Raw genomic sequence first — 17402 nt, forward strand, 5'->3', positions numbered from 1 at the left:
TCGCTCCCACATTGGAACGCATTTCAATGTGGGAGCGAGCTTGCTCGCGAATAGGCCCGAAAGAGCGCTATACAACTGTCAGATCAGGCCTTGCCGGTAATCTTGCGGTACTTGTCCATCAACTGTTCTTCAGTCTCCGGATGCGCTTCGTCCAGCGGAATGCAATCCACCGGGCAGACCTGTTGGCACTGCGGTTCGTCGTAGTGACCGACGCATTGGGTGCACAGGTTCGGGTCGATCACGTAGATCTCTTCGCCTTGGGAGATGGCGGCGTTCGGGCACTCGGGTTCGCAGACGTCGCAGTTGATGCAATCGTCGGTGATGATCAGGGACATGCTAACTCCAGCCGGGGCGGCAGGCCCGGGCGCTATAAACCAATGCGCGCAATTGTGCCGCATTGGCGCCCGTAGTGCACGTTGCTGCGATCAACTGCTGTGCGTGGCTGCGATCAAGATCAAAAGATCGCAGCCTTCGCCAGCGCCTACTTTTTGAAGCGCAGGGTCAGCGCATCGGCCACGGCCGGATGAACGAACTTGCTGATATCGCCGCCCAGCGCGGCGATTTCCCGCACCAACGTCGAAGAAATGAACGAATAACGCTCGGACGGGGTGAGAAACAGGCTCTCCACATCCGGCGCCAATTGGCGGTTCATGTTGGCCAGCTGGAATTCGTATTCGAAGTCCGACACCGCACGCAAACCACGCAGGAACACGTTGGCGTTCTGCTCTTTGGCGAAATGCGCGAGCAGCGTCGAGAAACCGACCACTTCCACGTTCGGCAGGTGTTTGGTGACCTCGCGAGCCAGTTCAACCCGTTGTTCCAGCGGGAACAGCGGGTTCTTTTTCGGGCTGGCAGCGACCGCAATGATCACGTGATCGAACAGGCGCGAGGCGCGTTCGACCAGATCGCCATGGCCCTTGGTAATAGGGTCGAAGGTACCTGGGTACAACACTCGGTTCATCGCGTCGTCCTGGCGGGAGTCCGTTGGGGAGTCGGATGGTATCGCAGCCGTCCCGGTCGGCCAAGTCGCCTGTTGGGTAAGAAAGCACTATAGACGATGGCAATAATCCGGATATTCACGGGTTTTTCAGCCGATCGGCCAGTGCACTCGCCAGTTGCGCGGTCAGGCCGTACACCGACAACTGCGGGTTGGCGCCGATGCTGGTGGGGAACAGCGAGCCGTCATGAATCGACAGGTTGCTCAGTTGATGATGGCGACCGAGGCTGTCGGTGACGGCGCTTTTCGCGTCTTCACCCATCGCGCAGCCGCCCATGACGTGGGCGCTGCCCAAGCGTGTGCGATACAACTCGAGGCTCAGGCCATCGATCAGCGTGCGGGCTTCGGCCAGGGTGTTCACGTAACGCGCGTCGGCGTGCATCGGCATCACCGATTTCGCGCCACCGGCGAACTGGATTTCAGCCATGACGTGGAAGGCCTTGCGCAAACCCTCCCAGGCGTACGGCGAAACCTGGTAATCGAGCACCGGTGAGCCATCGCCACGCAACTCGACCGCGCCGCCCGTGCTGTCCGGGTGAAAACCGTCACGCAGCAGCGCGAGCATGGCGTGGGTGTGCGGCAGATCAGCCATGTGTTGCGCGCTCTCCTGGCCAAAACCGCCGAGCAGCGTCGCCGCCAGCGCGGGATGCAGCGGCGGCACTTCGAGTTTGAACGCCATCGGCCCGGTGGTGCCGTCCTTCCATTGGAAGTGATCGGAATAGATCGATTGCGGCGCCCCGTAAAACGGATTGACCACTTCATCGAAGCGCGCGGCAGACATGTTCACCGGGTGCAGAAAGGTGCGCTTGCCGAGATTTTTATGCGGATCTGGCGCCTCTGAACGCAGCAGCAGCGCCGGGCTGTTGATGCCGCCGCCGGCCAGTACGTAATGCCGCGCTTTGACCGTGATGGTGCGCCCGGTCGGTGCGACGCAGCGCTCGTCCATCGCCAAGCATTGCAGGCCAGTGACCTTGTCGCCGCTGATCAGCAATTTCTCTGCGCGGGCCAGATAGAGCAGCTCGCCATCCTTTTCCAGGGTCGCGGGAATGGTGGTGACCATCATCGATTGCTTGGCGTTGGTCGGGCAGCCCATGCCGCAGTAGCCCAGATTCCAGCAGCCGCGCACGTTGCGCGGGATCACGTGCCAGCTGTAGCCGAGTTGCTCGCAGCCCTTGCGGATCACGTCGTTGTTGGCGTTGGGCGGCACCATCCACGGCGCGACGCCGAGGCGCTGTTCCATTTTCTCGAACCATGGCGCCATTTCGGCTGGGCTGTGACCTTCGACGTTGTGTTCTTTGGCCCAGTGATCGAGGGTCGGCTCGGGGGTGCGAAAGCTCGATGTCCAGTTGATCAGCGTCGTGCCGCCGACCGCTCGGCCTTGGAGGATGGTGATCGCACCGTCCTTGCTCATGCGCCCGATGCCTTCCTGATAGAGGCTGCTGTAGGCCTGGTCTTCGAGCATCTTGAAGTCGGAGCTGGTCTTGAGCGGGCCTTCTTCGATCAGCAGCACTTTGTAGCCGGCGGCGCTGAGGATTTCCGCGGTGGTGCCGCCACCGGCGCCGCTGCCGATAATCGCCACATCGGCCTCGAGGCTCAGGTCATCACTCAGTTGTGCGCCGTTGTAGGTTTTCCAGCCTCGGGCAAGGCCTTCGCGGAACGGGTCGGGTACGGGCATCGGTCAGGTTCTCTTTATTATTCTGGATGCAAGGTAGGGTGGCTGGCCCTGTGGGAGCGAGCTTGCTCGCGAACGGAGCGGTGCCGATCTCAAACGGTGGGCGGGCCGGGATAACCGCAATGCGCCCATGACTCGGCGCGGGCGTACCACGCCATCAGCACCATCTGCTGCAACGAGCTATGCCCCATGCGCAACAGGCTCAACGAACTGTTCTCCCAGCGATCGAGGAAATTGCGCATCGCCTCGGGGCTGGCGTTTTCCCAACTGCCCCAGATCCCGGTGAGCGGTCCGCGCGTGACGGCCATGCCCAGCACGTCGAACAGTTGCCGGGTGAGTTTGAGCATTTCCGGCGACAGGTGATCGAGGCTGTAATCCAGCGACTTGAGCGTCCCGTCGACGGCACTGGGCATTTTCTCGGTGGCCACGGCGCCTTCGAGCATCACCGGAATCAGTGCGCGCAAAAACAGCAGATCGCCGTCGCGCAAGGTGATGAAGCCGTGGGCTGCGACGTTGGAAGAACAACCGCTGAGGCTGGCGCCAAGACCAGCGGTGGCGAGGAACGCCGTGGCGCCGAGGCTGAATTTCAGCAGGCCACGGCGTGACAGCGCAGGTGTTTCGGTCAGGCTTGGGTGCATTATTGTTATTACCCGGCAATGACAAATGTTTAGCGAATGAACAGCTTCTGGATCAGTTTCTGGATCGACGTGCCGTACGGCGGGTAAATCAGCCTGGCCGCGTTGAAGCGCTGTTTAACCAACACGCCTTTGGCCTTGCTGAAGGTCAGAAAACCTTCGTGACCGTGGTAATGGCCCATGCCGGATGGGCCGATGCCGCCGAACGGCATGTCGTCCTGCGCCACGTGCAGCAGCGTGTCATTCAGGCACACGCCACCGGAGTGGGTTTCGTGCAGCACGCGGGTCTGCTCACCTTTGTCGTAGCCGAAGTAGTAAAGAGCCAGAGGTCGTGGGCGCTGATTGATGTAAGCAAATGCCTGCTCCAGATCGCGATACGGCACGATGGGCAGCAGCGGACCGAAGATTTCGTCCTGCATCACGGTCATGTCGTCGCTGACATTCAACAGCACACTGTGCGGCATGCGTCGGCCCTGACCCTGCTCGAACAGCGGAATCAGCAGCGCGCCCTTGCTGGTGGCGTCGCTGACGTAACCATTCAGGCGGGTTAGTTGGCGGTCATTGATGATCGCGGTGTAATCCGGGTTATCGCTGAGGGTCGGATAAAAGCTCTGCACTGCCTGGCGATAGGCTTCGACGAAACCGCCGACGCGGTCTTCCGGCACCAGCACGTAATCGGGAGCGACGCAGGTTTGCCCGGCGTTCAGGGTTTTACCGAAAGCAATGCGTTCGGCGGCGTCCTTCAACGGCACGTCTCGGGAAACGATGGCGGGGGATTTGCCGCCCAGTTCCAGGGTCACCGGCGTGAGGTTTTCGGCCGCCGCGCGCATCACGTGCTTGCCGACGCTGGTCGAACCCGTGAACAACAGGTGATCAAACGGCAGGCGGGAGAACGCCACGCCAACGTCGGCCTCGCCGAGAACTACGCCCACCAGATCTTCGGGGAAGATTCGCGCCAGCAATGCCTTGAGCAACAGCCCGGTGGCCGGGGTCGACTCGCTGAGTTTGAGCATCACTCGATTGCCCGCCGCAAGGGCGCCAACCAACGGCCCGATGGCCAGATACAGCGGGTAATTCCACGGCACGATGACGCCAACGACGCCCAGCGGCTGGTAAATCACTTTCGCTGCAGCGGGCTGGAACGCCATACCGACCTTGCGTCGCGAGGGTTTCATCCAGCCTTTGAGGTGACGGCTGGCGTAATGAATGCCGTGCAGGCTGGGCATCAGCTCGGCGAGCAGGGTCTCATCGGCGCTGCGGTTGCTGAAATCCTTACTGATCGCCTCGATCAACGCCTGACGCTCACTGCTCAACAAATCGCGCAATGCCTTCAACCATTGCTGGCGCTGCGCGGCGGCTGGCATCGGGTTGGCGGCATACGCTGCGCGTTGCGCATCGAACAGTTGGCTGAGCTCTTCGAGTGGCTGTTGCAGTGTTTGCAGGTAGGCAATGTCGGCAGTCATCGTAGGCTCCGGATTTATTGTAGTGGTGAACTTTTTAGAGTCTATGCTCTATAAAGTCAAATGACTTCCGTGTGCAGCTTTGTTTTATCCATTTCCGGATAGGTCGTAAGATGCCCCTCACCGCACTCTGAATTAAAGCTCAAGCCATGGCCCCACGAATAAAAACCAGCGAGCGCATCGTGCAGAACAGCCTCGAGCTGTTCAATCAACAGGGCGAGCGCAGCATCAGCACCAACCACATTGCCGCCCATATGGAGATTTCTCCGGGCAATCTGTACTACCACTTCCCTAACAAGCAGGCGATCATCGCTGTGCTGTTCAGTGAGTACGAAGCCTTGGTGGACAGCTTTCTGCGCCCGCCACAGGGGCGTGCCGCGACGGTCGAAGACAAACGTTTCTATCTCAAGGAACTGCTGTCGGCGATGTGGGGCTACCGATTTCTGCATCGCGACCTCGAGCATCTGCTCGACAGCGATCCGGAACTGGCCGCGCGTTACCGGCGCTTTTCCCAGCGCTGCGTGATTCAAGGCGCGGCCATCTACGAAGGCTTTGTCGCTGCAGGAATCCTCAAGATGGATCGCGTGCAGATCGAATCCCTGACCCTCAACGCGTGGATCATCCTGACCTCTTGGGTACGCTTTCTGTGCACCACCCGCGAAAACTCCAATCACCTCAGCGAGCAAGCTGTTAAACGTGGCGTGTATCAGGTGTTGGTCCTTGAGGCCGGGTTCGTCACTGACGAGGCGCGTGAACAGGTCAACGCGTTGTTTGATGAGTTCTACGTGCCGTTGGCCCAGGCCCTCGAAGACGTGAAATAAACCGTTCTGTTGAAACTCCACAGGAGCCCGTTATGCCGATTGCGCAACTGATCAGCCCGCAAACGCTGGATGCCCGCAAGGAACAGCCGGGGCTGGTGATTCTCGATTGTCGTTTCGCCCTCGAAGATCCGGATTACGGGCAGCGCAGCTACGCCGAAGGGCACATCGCCGGGGCGAGCTTCGCCGATCTTGAGCGCGATCTCAGCGGCACAGTGCTCAAGGGCGTGACCGGGCGGCATCCGTTGCCCGAGCCGGCGGCGTTGATTGAGCGTCTTCAAGCCTGGGGCATCAACAACGACAGTGACGTGGTTCTGTATGACGACGGCCCCGGTGCCTACGCGGCGCGGGCGTGGTGGTTACTGACGTGGCTGGGCAAGCGCGATGGCGTGTTCATTCTCGATGGTGGACTCAAGGCCTGGCACGCGGCGGGTTTGCCGCTGAGTCTGGATGCGCCGAAGGTGAGCCCTGGCAACTTCAGCGGTCAGCCGGACATGAGTTTGTTGATCAGCGCCGAGAAATTGCAAAAGCGCCTCGGTCAGCCGGCGCTGACGTTGATCGATGCTCGGGCCTTGCCGCGATTCAAGGGTGAAGTGGAACCGATCGATCCAGTGGCTGGGCATATTCCGGGTGCACAGTGCGTGGCGTTCACTGACAACCTTGGCAGCGATGGACGATTCCTCCCGGCCGATCAGCTCAAGCAGCGTTTTGCCGAGAAGCTCGGTGAGCGTTCGCCGTCGGATCTGGTGGCTTATTGCGGCTCTGGAGTGACCGCGTGCCATAACCTGTTTGCGCTGTGCCTGGCGGGGTATCCGTTGGGTTCGTTGTATGCCGGGTCGTGGAGCGAGTGGATCAACGAGCCGGCGCGCGGCATAGCCACCGGCGAATAAGATCAAAGGATCGCAGCCTGCGGCAGCTCCTACAGGGAAGTGCATTCCAATGTAGGAGCTGCCGCAGGCTGCGATCTTTTAGCTTTTCAGGCGGGCACTGCGATACGCGGCGGGCCCGACGCCATAAGCCTGTTTGAACTGCCGACTCAAATGGCTCTGATCGGCAAAACCCAATTGCGTAGCGACCTCCAGCGGCAAGCAGCCGTTCTGCAACAAGGCCCGCGCTCGAGCGATGCGTTGCTGCATCAGCCAGGTGTGCGGTGGCATGCCGGTCGCACGGCGGAACACCCGGGCGAAATGGAACGGCGACAGATTGACCGCTGCGGCCAGCTCCTCCAGCGACGGCGGCGCCGCCAGGTGCGTATGCAGCAGATCCTTGGCAATCAGCACCGCGCGGTGCTCCTTGCCGGGGTTGCCGATTTCTCGCACCGCCGCGTGGCGCTGCAACAGCAGCAGCATCATCTCGCGCCATACCGTTTGCTGTTGCAGCGCAGTAGCAGGGCTTTCGAGCAACCGGTGCAATTGTGCAAAACCGCTGACCAGATCCGGGTCGCGATACAGCGTGGCGCCGAACGCCGGCAAACTCGTTGTGGACAGTTCGAGTTCATCCAGCAGCGAAACGATCTTGCCGGTATCCGGGTAGAACGCTCGATACAGCCAGCCGTCCTCGGTGCCCTTGTGCCCCGTGTGCAGCTCATCCGGGTTGATCAGCACCAGCGTGCCGCTGCCCGCCAAGTGTTCAGCGCCGCGATAGCGGTAGCGCTGAGCGCCGGCCATGATCATGCCGATCACAAAGCCATCGTGTACATGCGGGGCGAAGCGCTGTTCGATGTAGCGCGCCGACAACAGTTCGACACCGGGCAACGGCGCCGATTGCCAGAAACGGATCGACTCGCCCTGATCGCTCATGCGGGCACGCTGGCCAGCCATTGCGGGATGCGCCGTTCGAGGTAATAACTGGGCTGGCGCACTGAGCCGTCGACGAATCCAACGTGCCCGCCGCGCGCCTGTAGTTCAAAAGCAGTCGAGGCCGACAGCTCGCTTTCCGAAGGCAGGCTGTGCGGAAACACAAATGGATCGTCCGCTGCCTGAATGATCAACGTCGGTGTGCGGATCTCGCCGAGGAAGTAGCGGCTCGACGCCCGCCGGTAATAATCCTCGGCATCGGTAAAACCGTGCAACGGAGCGGTAACCCGGCCATCGAAATCCCAGAACGTGCGCATGTTCTCCAGCGAACCGAGCGCTGCCAAAGCCGCTAGCCCATCCTCGCGACCGTCATGCTGAAACTGCCGTTGCTTGTTCTTGATGTAGGCGACCATTTCGCGCATGAAGTGCGCCTGATAGACCTTGGAAAAACCCTGGCCGATCCGGTCGGCGCATTGATCGAGGCGGAACGGCACCGACACCGCCACCGCGCCGAGCACACCACTGGCGCTGCCGGTTTCGCCCAAATGCTTGAGCAACACATTGCCGCCCAAGGAATAACCGACGGCATACAGCGGCGCCAAGGGTCGTTTCGCACGCAGGTGTTTGATGGCTTCGGCGAGGTCTTCGCTGGCGCCGGAGTGATAGCTGCGTGGCAGCAGATTCGGCTCGCCCGAACAGCCACGCCAGTTCAGCGCGACACTGGCCCAGCCTTGGTCGGCCAACGCCTTCTGCACGCCCGCCACATAGGGCGAATGGAAGAGCCGGTGAGGCCATGCAGCACCAGAACCAGCGGCGCGTCAGCCGAGTGCGGACCATGCCAGTCGAGGTCGAGGAAGTCGCCGTCCTCAAGCCACAAGCGTTCGCGCTCGCGTTCGATATGCACGGTTTTGCGCCACAGCGGCCCCCACAAGGTTTGCAGGTGTGGATTGCCGAGGCCGAGGGCGGGAATGAAGCATTCTGAAGGAGGGGGCACGATGATTCTCGATGCAGCGCGGCGACGCCTCTTGTGAAGCGCGCCGCTTGTTCAGGCCGGTCGGTTAACCGGCGATCTCTGCCATACGTTGCCACAACGCGTAGTGCACTCGCCCGGATTTCTGCTCGCGGTGCAGGCGCCAGTTGCCCGGCAGGCCGAGGATTGAGGGTGCCGTTTCGCTTTCAGTGTAGATCCACGAGTCCGGTGCCAGCCACTGCCGCTCTTCAAGCAAGGTGCACACGGCCGGCAGCAGGTTCTGGTTGAACGGTGGGTCGAGGAACACCAGATCAAACGGCGTTGCGGTCTGGGTTTCCAGATAACGCAGGGCGTCGGCGGTCTGCACCTGACCGTTGGTGCAGCGCAGGGTGCCGAGGTGTTCTTTCAGGCTGGACACCGCAATGTTGCTGGCGTCCAGCGCCTGGCCCATGGCCGCGCCACGGGACAGCGCTTCGAGAAACAGCGCGCCGCTGCCGGCGAACGGGTCGAGCACCTTGGCCCCTTCAACGTACGGCGCGAGCCAGTTGAACAGGGTTTCACGCACACGATCCGGCGTCGGGCGCAGGCCTGGCGCGTCGGGGAAGCTCAGCTTGCGACTGCGCCATTGGCCGCCAATGATGCGCAACTGGTTTACGCCGTTATGGACGTTCTGCGCGGGTTTTTTAGGCGATCGGGTAGCCATTAATGCTCCGGAACCCCGAGCGGTTGCTCGGCAGGTTTATCAGATGGGGCCGGTAACGGCTTTTGCGGCACGGTCGGGCCAGCGGTGACGATGACCATTTTGTCCGTGCTCAGGTGTTTGTTCAGGGCATCGCGGACTTGCTCCACGGTCAGGCTCTGCGACTGACGCATGAAATCATCCAGATAGCTCAATGGCAGATTATAGAAGCCCATCGCGCCGAGTTGGCCAACGATGTCGGCATTGCTCGCGGTGGACAGCGGGAAGCTGCCGGCCAGTTCGCGTTTGGCATCGTCGAGTTCTTTCTGCGTCGGCCCGGTTTTCAGGTAGTCGGCGAGCACGTCCTGCACCAGTTTCAGGGTGCCTTCGCTCATCTCCGCGCGGGTCTGCAGGTTGATCATGAACGGGCCACGGGCCTGCATCGGGCTGAAGGCCGAATACACGCCGTAGGTCAGGCCGCGTTTCTCGCGCACTTCGCTCATCAGGCGGGTGCCGAAACCGCCGCCACCGAGGATCTGGTTGCCCATCGACAGCGCCGCGTAATCCGGGTCGTCACGGTCGATGCCCAGTTGCGCGAGCATCAGGTTGGTCTGCTTCGACGGGAACTCGATGTGGTTGGTGCTGGCTTTCGGCTCCTGCGGCTGAGCGATCTTCGCCAGCGCCGGGCCTTTCGGCAGCGCAGAAGAGACCTGATTGGCAATTGCCTCGGCTTCGGCGCGCGACAGATCGCCGACCAGCGCGATCACCGCGTTGCCCGCCGCGTAAGCCTTGGCGTGGAACTCACGCAATTGCGCGAGGGTAATCTTCGGTACGCTTTGCGGATTGCCGTCGCTCGAATGCGCGTACGGGTGATCGCCGTACAGACGCTTCATCAACTCGAGGCTGGCGAGTTTGCCGGGGTTCTGTTTCTGGTATTCGAAACCGGCAAGCAGCTGGTTCTTGATGCGTGCGAACGAATCGGCCGGGAAGGTCGGTTTGCCGACCACTTCCGAGAACAGCTTCAGTGCCGGCTCGCGCTTGTCGGCAGCACTCAGGCTGCGCAGCGAAGCCAGCGCCATGTCCTTGAAAGCACCGTTGCCGAAATCCGCCCCCAAACCTTCAAAGCCTTGAGCGATGGCGCCGACGTCTTTGCCAGCAACACCTTCGTTGAGCATCGCGTTGGTCAGCACCGCCAGACCCGAAGCGTTGCCGTCCTGGCTGCTGCCGGCGGCGAAAATCAGGCGCATGTCGAACATCGGCAGTTCGTGGGCTTCGACGAACAGCACTTTCGCGCCTTCAGCGGTGTTCCAGGTCTGTACATCGAGTTTGCGACTGGCCGGGGCCTTGCCGTCGAGTTCAGCCAGCGATTGCAGCTTCTGACTGGTTTTGGCGTTGTCCAGGGCTTCACTGGCTTTGCTGTCAGCACTTGGCGACAGATAGAAAGCCGTCGAGCCGATCACCGCAATGGCGATCAGGCCGAGCAGCATCAGGCGTGGGGTTTTGCGCTCACTCATGGGTCGTCTCCAGTGGCAGGACGTGGGCGACGCTGAGACGTTCGCGGGTGAAATACAGCTTGGCGGCGTTCTGGATGTCTTGCGGGGTCACGCTTTCCAGATCGGCGAGTTCGGTGTCCATCAGTTTCCACGACAGGCCGACGGTTTCCAGTTGACCAATCGCCGTGGCTTGGCTGGTGATCGAATCACGTTCGAAGACCAGTCCGGCAATCACTTGCGCACGCACGCGCTCCAGTTCTTCGGCGGATGGTGCGGTGGTTTTCAACTGTTCCAGCAGTTTCCACAGACCGGCCTCAGCCTGCGCCATGGTCTTTTTCTTCTGCGTGTTTGGGGTTGCCGACAGGGTGAACAGGCTGTCGCCACGGGTGTAGGCGTCGTAATTCGACGAACCGCCGGAGACCAGCTCTTCGCCGCGCTCCAGTTGCGTCGGGATGCGACCGCTGTAACCGCCGTCGAGCAGCGCCGAGATCAGGCGCAAGGCATTGACCGAGCGCTTGTCTTCAGCGGTGGCAATGCTTGGCACGTTGAAACCGAGCATCAGGCTAGGCAACTGGGTCTGCACATGCAGGGTGATCTGGCGTTCGCCAGGTTCAGCCAGTTCCAGTGGTTTTTTCGCCGGTGGCACGTCGCGCTTGGCGATCGGGCCGAAGTAGCGCTGGGCGAGGGTTTTCACTTCGTCCGGGGTGACGTCGCCGACGACTACCAATGTGGCGTTGTTCGGCACATACCAGGATTGATACCAGTGGCGCAGCTCTTCGACCTTCATGCGGTCGAGGTCAGCCATCCAGCCGATGGTCGGCGTGTGGTAGCCGCTGGCGGGGTAGGCCATGGCCTTGTAGCGCTCGTAAGCTTTGGACATCGGCTTGTCATCAGTGCGCAAGCGGCGCTCTTCCTTGATGACTTCGATTTCCTTGGCGAACTCGTCGGCCGGCAGGCGCAGATTGGCCATGCGGTCGGCTTCCAGTTCGAAAGCTACGCCCAAGCGGTCGCGAGCCAGAACCTGATAATAAGCAGTGAAGTCGTCGCTGGTGAAAGCGTTCTCCTCGGCGCCCAGATCGCGAAGGATCAGCGAGGCTTCGCCGGGGCCGACTTTCTCGCTGCCCTTGAACATCATGTGCTCAAGCGCGTGGGACAGACCGGTCTGGCCCGGGGTTTCGTAGCTGGAGCCGACCTTGTACCAGACCTGCGAGACCACCACTGGCGCACGATGGTCTTCGCGCACGACGACCTTGAGGCCGTTGTCGAGGGTGAATTCGTGGGTCGGTTGAGGGTCGGCCGCCAGGGCCGAAAGGGGCAGGCAGACTGTGCTGAGCAGCAGGCCTGCAGCGCGGCGGGCTAGAGCATTCATTCGTTTTTTAACCTGTTGGGCTGCCCGCTTGGTCTTAGCGTCGGCGGGCGAGAGGGTGCTAGGATACTGATCCGTTTTACCGGCGACCACGCCTATCAGGTTTCGAGACTTGATCAGGCTGAATGGGTTCGCGGCGCAAAGCAGAGTTTTCCCTACTAAACTTCGCGTTTTCGCCGATTTTTACCGGTTTAGACCTTCGTTAAAACGATCTTTGAGGTGCCGTTGGTGCCTCGACAAAATGTTGCGCGTGAACAAGCTGGATGAAACACAGTCTGTTCTGCATCGAATATTTATTTGCCGGGGCGCCCTTATGGCGCGTCGCTACCGTGAGATAGCCGTCCTCCATGTTTGGTTCCAACGACGACAAGAAGACCCCAGCTGCGGCTGGCGAGAAGAAAAGCCTGTTCGGATGGCTGCGTAAGAAACCGCAGGAACCCGTCGTCGAACAGCCGCCCGCGATTCCTGAACCTGCGCCGGAACCTGCTCCGGTTATAGAAGAAGAGCCGGCCCCGATTGTTCTGCCGATTGCCGAGCCGGTGCTGCAACCGGTTGAGCCAGAGCCTGAAGCGCCGGTGGCGGCTGAACTGCCGCTGACCCCGGCCGCCGAGCCGTGGCTGACCTTGCCGGTGGCGGAAGAGCCGGTGGCACTGGTCGAAGAGGCTGCGCCGCACATTACGCCAGTGATTCCTTCGCCTGCTGAGTTTGTGCCTGAGATGGCTCCGGCTCCGGCTCCGGCGCCGCTGGTCGAGCCGATTGCCGAGCCTGCGCCGATTGTTGCTGAGCCTGTAGTGGCTGAACCTGTTGCGGTCGAGCCGATTGCCCCGGTGATGGTTGCTCCAGTCGCGCCAGTCGTTCAACAGCCAGAGCCTGAACCGGCCCCGGTCGTCGCTGCTCCCGCTGTGGCACCCGTTGAAGTGGTCGCTGAAGCTCCGGTCGAAGCCCCGCGCACCGAAGAAACCAAAGCCGGTTTCTTCGCCCGCCTCAAGCAAGGCCTGTCGAAAACCAGCGCCAGCATCGGCGAGGGCATGGCCAGCCTGTTCCTCGGCCGCAAAACCATTGACGACGATCTGCTCGATGACCTCGAAACCCGTCTGCTCACCGCCGACGTTGGTGTCGAAGCCACCACGCAGATCATCCAGCGCCTGACCCAGAAGGTTGCTCGTAAGGAATTGGCCGACGCCGATGCGTTGTACAAATCCCTGCAGGCCGAACTGGCCGCGATGCTCAAACCGGTTGAACAACCGCTGAAAATCGCTTCGCAGAACAAGCCATTCGTGATTCTGGTGGTTGGCGTCAACGGCGCCGGCAAAACCACCACCATCGGTAAGCTGGCGAAGAAGCTGCAACTGGAAGGCAAGAAAGTCATGCTCGCCGCCGGCGACACCTTCCGTGCCGCTGCCGTGGAGCAATTGCAGGTGTGGGGTGAGCGCAACAAGATTCCGGTCATCGCTCAGCACACCGGCGCCGACTCGGCTTCGGTGATTTTTGACGCCGTGCAGGCCGCCAAGGCCCGTGGCATTGACGTCCTGATCGCCGACACCGCCGGTCGTCTGCACACCAAGGACAACCTGATGGAAGAACTGAAAAAGGTTCGCCGGGTGATCGGCAAGCTCGACGCCGACGCGCCGCACGAAGTGCTGCTGGTGCTCGACGCCGGTACTGGCCAGAACGCCATCAATCAGGCCAAGCAATTCAACCAGACCGTCGAACTGACCGGTCTGGCGCTGACCAAGCTCGACGGTACCGCCAAGGGCGGGGTGATCTTCGCCCTGGCCAAGCAGTTTGGCCTGCCGATCCGCTATATCGGCGTCGGTGAAGGCATCGACGACTTGCGTACCTTTGAAGCCGAACCCTTTGTCCAGGCACTGTTTGCCGAGCGGGAGCGTTCATGATTCGTTTCGAACAGGTCGGTAAACGCTACCCGAACGGTCACGTCGGCTTGCATGAGCTGAGCTTTCGAGTCCGTCGTGGCGAGTTCTTGTTTGTCACCGGCCACTCCGGTGCCGGTAAATCCACTCTGTTGCGCCTGTTGCTGGCGATGGAGCGTCCGACCAGCGGCAAACTGCTGCTGGCCGGGCAAGACCTGAGCACCATCAGCAACGCGCAGATACCGTTCCTGCGCCGGCAGATCGGCGTAGTGTTCCAGAATCACCAGTTGCTGTTCGATCGCACGGTGTTCAACAACGTCGCCTTGCCACTGCAGATTCTCGGGTTGTCCAAGGCCGAAATCGCCAAGCGTGTCGATTCGGCGCTGGAACGCGTGGCGCTGTCGGACAAAACCGATCTGTACCCTGGCGACCTGTCCACCGGTCAGCAACAGCGCGTCGGCATTGCCCGCGCCATCGTTCACCGCCCGGCCTTGCTGCTGGCGGACGAACCCACCGGTAACCTCGACCCGCGTCTGGCGGCCGAGATCATGGGTGTGTTCGAAGACATCAACCGGTTGGGCACCAGCGTCCTGATCGCCAGTCACGACCTGGCGCTGATCGCGCGCATGCGCCACCGCATGCTGACCCTGCAACGTGGCCGATTGATCGGCGACGGGGAGGCCGGGGTATGAGTGCGACACGCAGTCCGAAGGTTTCCGAGCGCGTGGCGCCGAAGGCCGCCGATCCGCAGCCACCAAAGAAGAAAAAACACGACGATGATGATGGCCCGGATTTCGCCACGCTGTTTCGTGCGTGGGTCGAAAGCCATCGCGCCAGCCTGCTCGACAGCCTGCGTCGTCTCGGCAAGCAGCCAATCGGTAGCTTCTTCACCTGCATGGTGATGGCCGTGGCGCTGAGTCTGCCGATGGGGCTTTCGCTGTTGCTCAACAACGTCGAACGTCTCGGCGGTTCGTGGCAACGTGCGGCGCAGATCTCGCTGTACCTGCAACTCGATGCCAGCCCAGAGCAGGGCGAATCGTTGCGCGAGCAGATCAAAGGCATGCCCGGCGTAGCTGATGCTGAATATGTCGGCCGCGATCAGGCGCTGGAAGAGTTCCAGCAGCAGTCCGGGTTGGGCGAAGCCCTGCGCGAGCTGCCTGAGAACCCCTTGCCGGGCGTGGTGTTGGTGACGCCGAACGAAGTCGACAAGCCAACCCTGGAAGCATTAAGACAAAAACTTTCCGAGCTGCCCAAGGTACAACAGGCGCAACTTGATCTAGTCTGGGTCGAGCGTCTGGCCGCCATCCTCAAGCTTGGCGATCGTTTTGTCTTCGGTCTGACGGTGCTTTTGGTTTCTGCATTACTTTTGGTGATAGGCAATACCATTCGTCTTCATATTGAAAACCGCCGCACCGAGATAGAAGTGATTAAACTCGTCGGCGGCACTGACAGCTATGTACGTCGTCCTTTCCTTTATATGGGTGCGTTGTATGGCTTCGGTGCGGGGCTATTGTCCTGGGGCGTATTGGCGTTTGGCCTGAACTGGCTGAACGACGCGGTGGTTGGGCTGGCCGGCTTGTACGGCAGTGATTTCGCGCTGGCCGGAGTGCCAGTTGCCGACGGTCTGTCGCTCTTGCTTGGCGCGGTGCTGTTGGGTTATATCGGTGCATGGATTGCAGTCGCACGCCATCTCAGGGAGCTGGCGCCGAAGTAGAATCTTTTTTGCGCGTGATTGACCTCGCGGTTTTTTGGGAACTTGTATTTGAGTTCCCGGTCAATTTTTCGCAGTGCTGAGAAGCACGAGTATGTAAGTCGGAGGTTTTTTCGTATGACCAATTCTTTGCAACCTGCGTATGCGTTGGTTCCGGGTGCGAACCTGGAAGCCTATGTGCACACCGTCAACAGCATTCCATTGCTGACGCCGGAGCAGGAGCGTGAACTGGCCGAGAGTCTCTACTATGAGCAGGATTTGGGGGCGGCTCGGCAGATGGTGCTCGCCCACCTGCGTTTTGTCGTACACATTGCCCGTAGCTACAGTGGCTACGGTCTGGCTCAGGCTGACCTGATCCAGGAAGGTAACGTCGGCCTGATGAAGGCTGTGAAACGCTTCAACCCGGAAATGGGTGTGCGTCTGGTGTCGTTCGCCGTGCACTGGATCAAGGCGGAAATTCACGAGTTCATCCTGCGCAACTGGCGCATTGTGAAAGTCGCGACCACCAAGGCCCAGCGCAAGCTGTTCTTCAACCTGCGCAGCCAGAAGAAACGTCTGGCGTGGCTGAACAACGAGGAAGTCCACCGTGTGGCGGAAAGCCTCGGCGTTGAACCGCGTGAGGTGCGCGAGATGGAAAGTCGCCTGACCGGCCATGACATGGCTTTCGACCCGGCTGCTGAAGCCGACGATGACAGCGCTTTCCAGTCGCCGGCCAACTATCTGGAAGACCACCGGTACGACCCGGCGCGTCAACTGGAAGATGCCGACTGGAGCGACAACTCCAACAACAACCTGCACGAAGCACTTGAAGTGCTGGACGAGCGCAGTCGCGACATCCTCTACCAGCGCTGGCTGGCAGAAGAGAAAGCCACGCTGCACGATCTGGCGCAGAAGTACAACGTGTCGGCCGAGCGGATCCGTCAGCTCGAGAAGAGCGCGATGAACAAGCTCAAGTTGTCGATCGCCGCATAACCGGCGAGCAGGCAATAAAAAACGCCCCAATCAGCGATGATCGGGGCGTTTTTTTATGCGCGTATGGCAGGGCAGCATCAATCCTGTGGGAGCTGGCTTGCCAGCGATAGCGTCGGGTCAGTCATGTAGATGTTGGCTGAGCCATCGCTATCGCGGGCAAGCCCGCTCCCACAGGGATGTTCAGTGTCTCCAAGAACACTGACTGACTATCGAGACCAAGGCGCCCGACGCGAATCATTAAGCCCAAGCAAATAACTATCCCCACCCAACTGACTCATCTGCTGGCGAATCCACCCAGCCCGGCGCGACACATAAGCGGTTGGATGGCTGGCACTCCAGACGCGTGGGTTTGGCAGTACGGCAGCCAGATAACTCGCCTGCTGCCGGGACAGCGACTTAGCGCTCACGCCAAAGTGATGGCGGGCCGCAGCCTCGGCACCAAACACCCCGTCATCCCACTCGACGCTGTTCAGGTACACCTCAAGAATTCGCTGCTTCGGCCAGAACACTTCGATCAAGGCAGTAAACCAGGCTTCCAGACCTTTACGCAGATAGCTGCGCCCGGCCCACAGAAACAGGTTTTTCGAAACCTGCTGACTCAAGGTGCTGGCGCCGCGAATCGAGCCGCCGAGCTCGTTGTGCGCCAGTGCGGCCTGAATCGCACTGAAGTCAAAACCCCAATGCTCGGGAAACTTCTGATCCTCGCCAGCCATGACCGCCACTTTGAGGTCGTCGGAGATCTCGTCCCACGGCTTCCAGGTGCGCTGCAGATCAATCGGCTCGCCATCGACCCAGGATTCGACCTTGCGCTCGACCATCAGCGCCGTGCCCGGCGGCGGCACGAAGCGAAACACCAGCACCAGCAATACGCTGCCGCCCGCGAACCAGAGCAGGGCCTTCGTGAGACGACGGAAAATAGTACGCAGCATAGAGATGGCTTGGCCGAACCCGTGGAGCGGGCC

At 60.8% G+C, this 17402-nt stretch carries 16 protein-coding genes and 1 pseudogene; 6 read left to right on the forward strand and 11 right to left on the reverse strand.

Going from position 1 to position 17402, the window contains the following annotated elements; genetic code table 11:
• Nucleotides 1-83 precede the first annotated feature (83 nt).
• The 5 genes from EJA71_RS00420 to EJA71_RS00440 all read right to left on the reverse strand — a co-directional run bounded on the left by EJA71_RS00420 (nucleotide 84) and on the right by EJA71_RS00440 (nucleotide 4767).
• Entirely contained in the window at nucleotides 84-335 is a 252-nt protein-coding gene (locus EJA71_RS00420) for a YfhL family 4Fe-4S dicluster ferredoxin (RefSeq protein WP_017734768.1), read from the reverse strand.
• Nucleotides 336-481: 146 nt separating this feature from the next.
• Nucleotides 482-961 carry a pantetheine-phosphate adenylyltransferase gene (coaD, locus tag EJA71_RS00425; protein ID WP_003229157.1) on the reverse strand — a complete coding sequence of 160 codons (480 nt, stop codon included), beginning with the start codon at nucleotides 959-961 and terminating at the stop codon, nucleotides 482-484.
• A gap of 115 nt (nucleotides 962-1076) precedes the next feature.
• Nucleotides 1077-2672, reverse strand: a complete 1596-nt coding sequence (locus EJA71_RS00430; protein ID WP_158953348.1) for a GMC family oxidoreductase — start codon at nucleotides 2670-2672, stop codon at nucleotides 1077-1079.
• Nucleotides 2673-2761: 89 nt separating this feature from the next.
• Nucleotides 2762-3307, reverse strand: coding sequence for a twin-arginine translocation pathway signal protein (locus EJA71_RS00435; RefSeq protein ID WP_158953350.1), 546 nt, complete (start codon nucleotides 3305-3307; stop codon nucleotides 2762-2764).
• Nucleotides 3308-3336: 29 nt separating this feature from the next.
• On the reverse strand, nucleotides 3337-4767 hold the full coding sequence (locus EJA71_RS00440; RefSeq protein ID WP_158953352.1) for a coniferyl aldehyde dehydrogenase: 1431 nt from the start codon (nucleotides 4765-4767) through the stop codon (nucleotides 3337-3339).
• A 146-nt stretch (nucleotides 4768-4913) separates the two neighbouring features.
• On the opposite strand from EJA71_RS00440, the gene EJA71_RS00445 reads away from it, so the two are divergent.
• Both EJA71_RS00445 and EJA71_RS00450 read left to right on the forward strand, forming a co-directional pair.
• Nucleotides 4914-5585, forward strand: coding sequence for a TetR/AcrR family transcriptional regulator (locus tag EJA71_RS00445; protein ID WP_064388061.1), 672 nt, complete (start codon nucleotides 4914-4916; stop codon nucleotides 5583-5585).
• A 32-nt stretch (nucleotides 5586-5617) separates the two neighbouring features.
• On the forward strand, nucleotides 5618-6472 hold the full coding sequence (locus tag EJA71_RS00450; protein ID WP_158953354.1) for a sulfurtransferase: 855 nt from the start codon (nucleotides 5618-5620) through the stop codon (nucleotides 6470-6472).
• Nucleotides 6473-6550: 78 nt separating this feature from the next.
• On the opposite strand, the gene EJA71_RS00455 is transcribed toward EJA71_RS00450, so the two are convergent.
• The 5 genes and pseudogenes from EJA71_RS00455 to EJA71_RS00475 form a co-directional block, all read right to left on the reverse strand.
• Nucleotides 6551-7381: an AraC family transcriptional regulator gene (locus EJA71_RS00455; protein WP_158953424.1), complete on the reverse strand. Its 831-nt coding sequence runs from the start codon at nucleotides 7379-7381 to the stop codon at nucleotides 6551-6553.
• Nucleotides 7378-8372, reverse strand: a pseudogene (locus EJA71_RS00460) (hydrolase). The gene EJA71_RS00455 and the pseudogene EJA71_RS00460 overlap by 4 nt, the downstream one beginning before the upstream one ends.
• Before the next feature lie 64 nt (nucleotides 8373-8436).
• Complete coding sequence (gene rsmD / locus EJA71_RS00465; RefSeq protein ID WP_158953356.1) at nucleotides 8437-9051, reverse strand: 16S rRNA (guanine(966)-N(2))-methyltransferase RsmD; 615 nt, start codon at nucleotides 9049-9051, stop codon at nucleotides 8437-8439.
• Complete coding sequence (locus EJA71_RS00470) at nucleotides 9051-10541, reverse strand: pitrilysin family protein (protein WP_158953358.1); 1491 nt, start codon at nucleotides 10539-10541, stop codon at nucleotides 9051-9053. Before EJA71_RS00470 ends, rsmD begins: the two co-directional genes overlap by 1 nt.
• Complete coding sequence (locus EJA71_RS00475) at nucleotides 10534-11889, reverse strand: pitrilysin family protein (RefSeq protein WP_008077830.1); 1356 nt, start codon at nucleotides 11887-11889, stop codon at nucleotides 10534-10536. Before EJA71_RS00475 ends, EJA71_RS00470 begins: the two co-directional genes overlap by 8 nt.
• A gap of 344 nt (nucleotides 11890-12233) precedes the next feature.
• On the opposite strand from EJA71_RS00475, the gene ftsY reads away from it, so the two are divergent.
• From ftsY to rpoH, 4 genes are all read left to right on the forward strand, one after another.
• Complete coding sequence (gene ftsY, locus EJA71_RS00480) at nucleotides 12234-13781, forward strand: signal recognition particle-docking protein FtsY (RefSeq protein WP_158953360.1); 1548 nt, start codon at nucleotides 12234-12236, stop codon at nucleotides 13779-13781.
• The gene (ftsE, locus tag EJA71_RS00485) at nucleotides 13778-14449 is read left to right on the forward strand and encodes a cell division ATP-binding protein FtsE (protein WP_003229148.1); all 672 of its coding nucleotides are present in this window, start codon (nucleotides 13778-13780) and stop codon (nucleotides 14447-14449) included. Before ftsY ends, ftsE begins: the two co-directional genes overlap by 4 nt.
• Nucleotides 14446-15471 (forward strand): permease-like cell division protein FtsX, encoded by a 1026-nt coding sequence (gene ftsX / locus EJA71_RS00490; protein ID WP_034153670.1) that lies wholly within the window; start codon nucleotides 14446-14448, stop codon nucleotides 15469-15471. Before ftsE ends, ftsX begins: the two co-directional genes overlap by 4 nt.
• A 114-nt stretch (nucleotides 15472-15585) precedes the next feature.
• Nucleotides 15586-16440 carry an RNA polymerase sigma factor RpoH gene (gene rpoH, locus EJA71_RS00495; RefSeq protein ID WP_042561557.1) on the forward strand — a complete coding sequence of 285 codons (855 nt, stop codon included), beginning with the start codon at nucleotides 15586-15588 and terminating at the stop codon, nucleotides 16438-16440.
• A 206-nt stretch (nucleotides 16441-16646) separates the two neighbouring features.
• Here rpoH and mtgA read toward each other — a convergent pair whose 3' ends face one another.
• Entirely contained in the window at nucleotides 16647-17369 is a 723-nt protein-coding gene (gene mtgA / locus EJA71_RS00500; protein ID WP_007913618.1) for a monofunctional biosynthetic peptidoglycan transglycosylase, read from the reverse strand.
• Between the last annotated feature and the right edge of the window lie 33 nt (nucleotides 17370-17402).

Source organism: Pseudomonas sp. PB106 (genome assembly GCF_009764645.1).
Lineage (GTDB): Bacteria > Pseudomonadota > Gammaproteobacteria > Pseudomonadales > Pseudomonadaceae > Aquipseudomonas.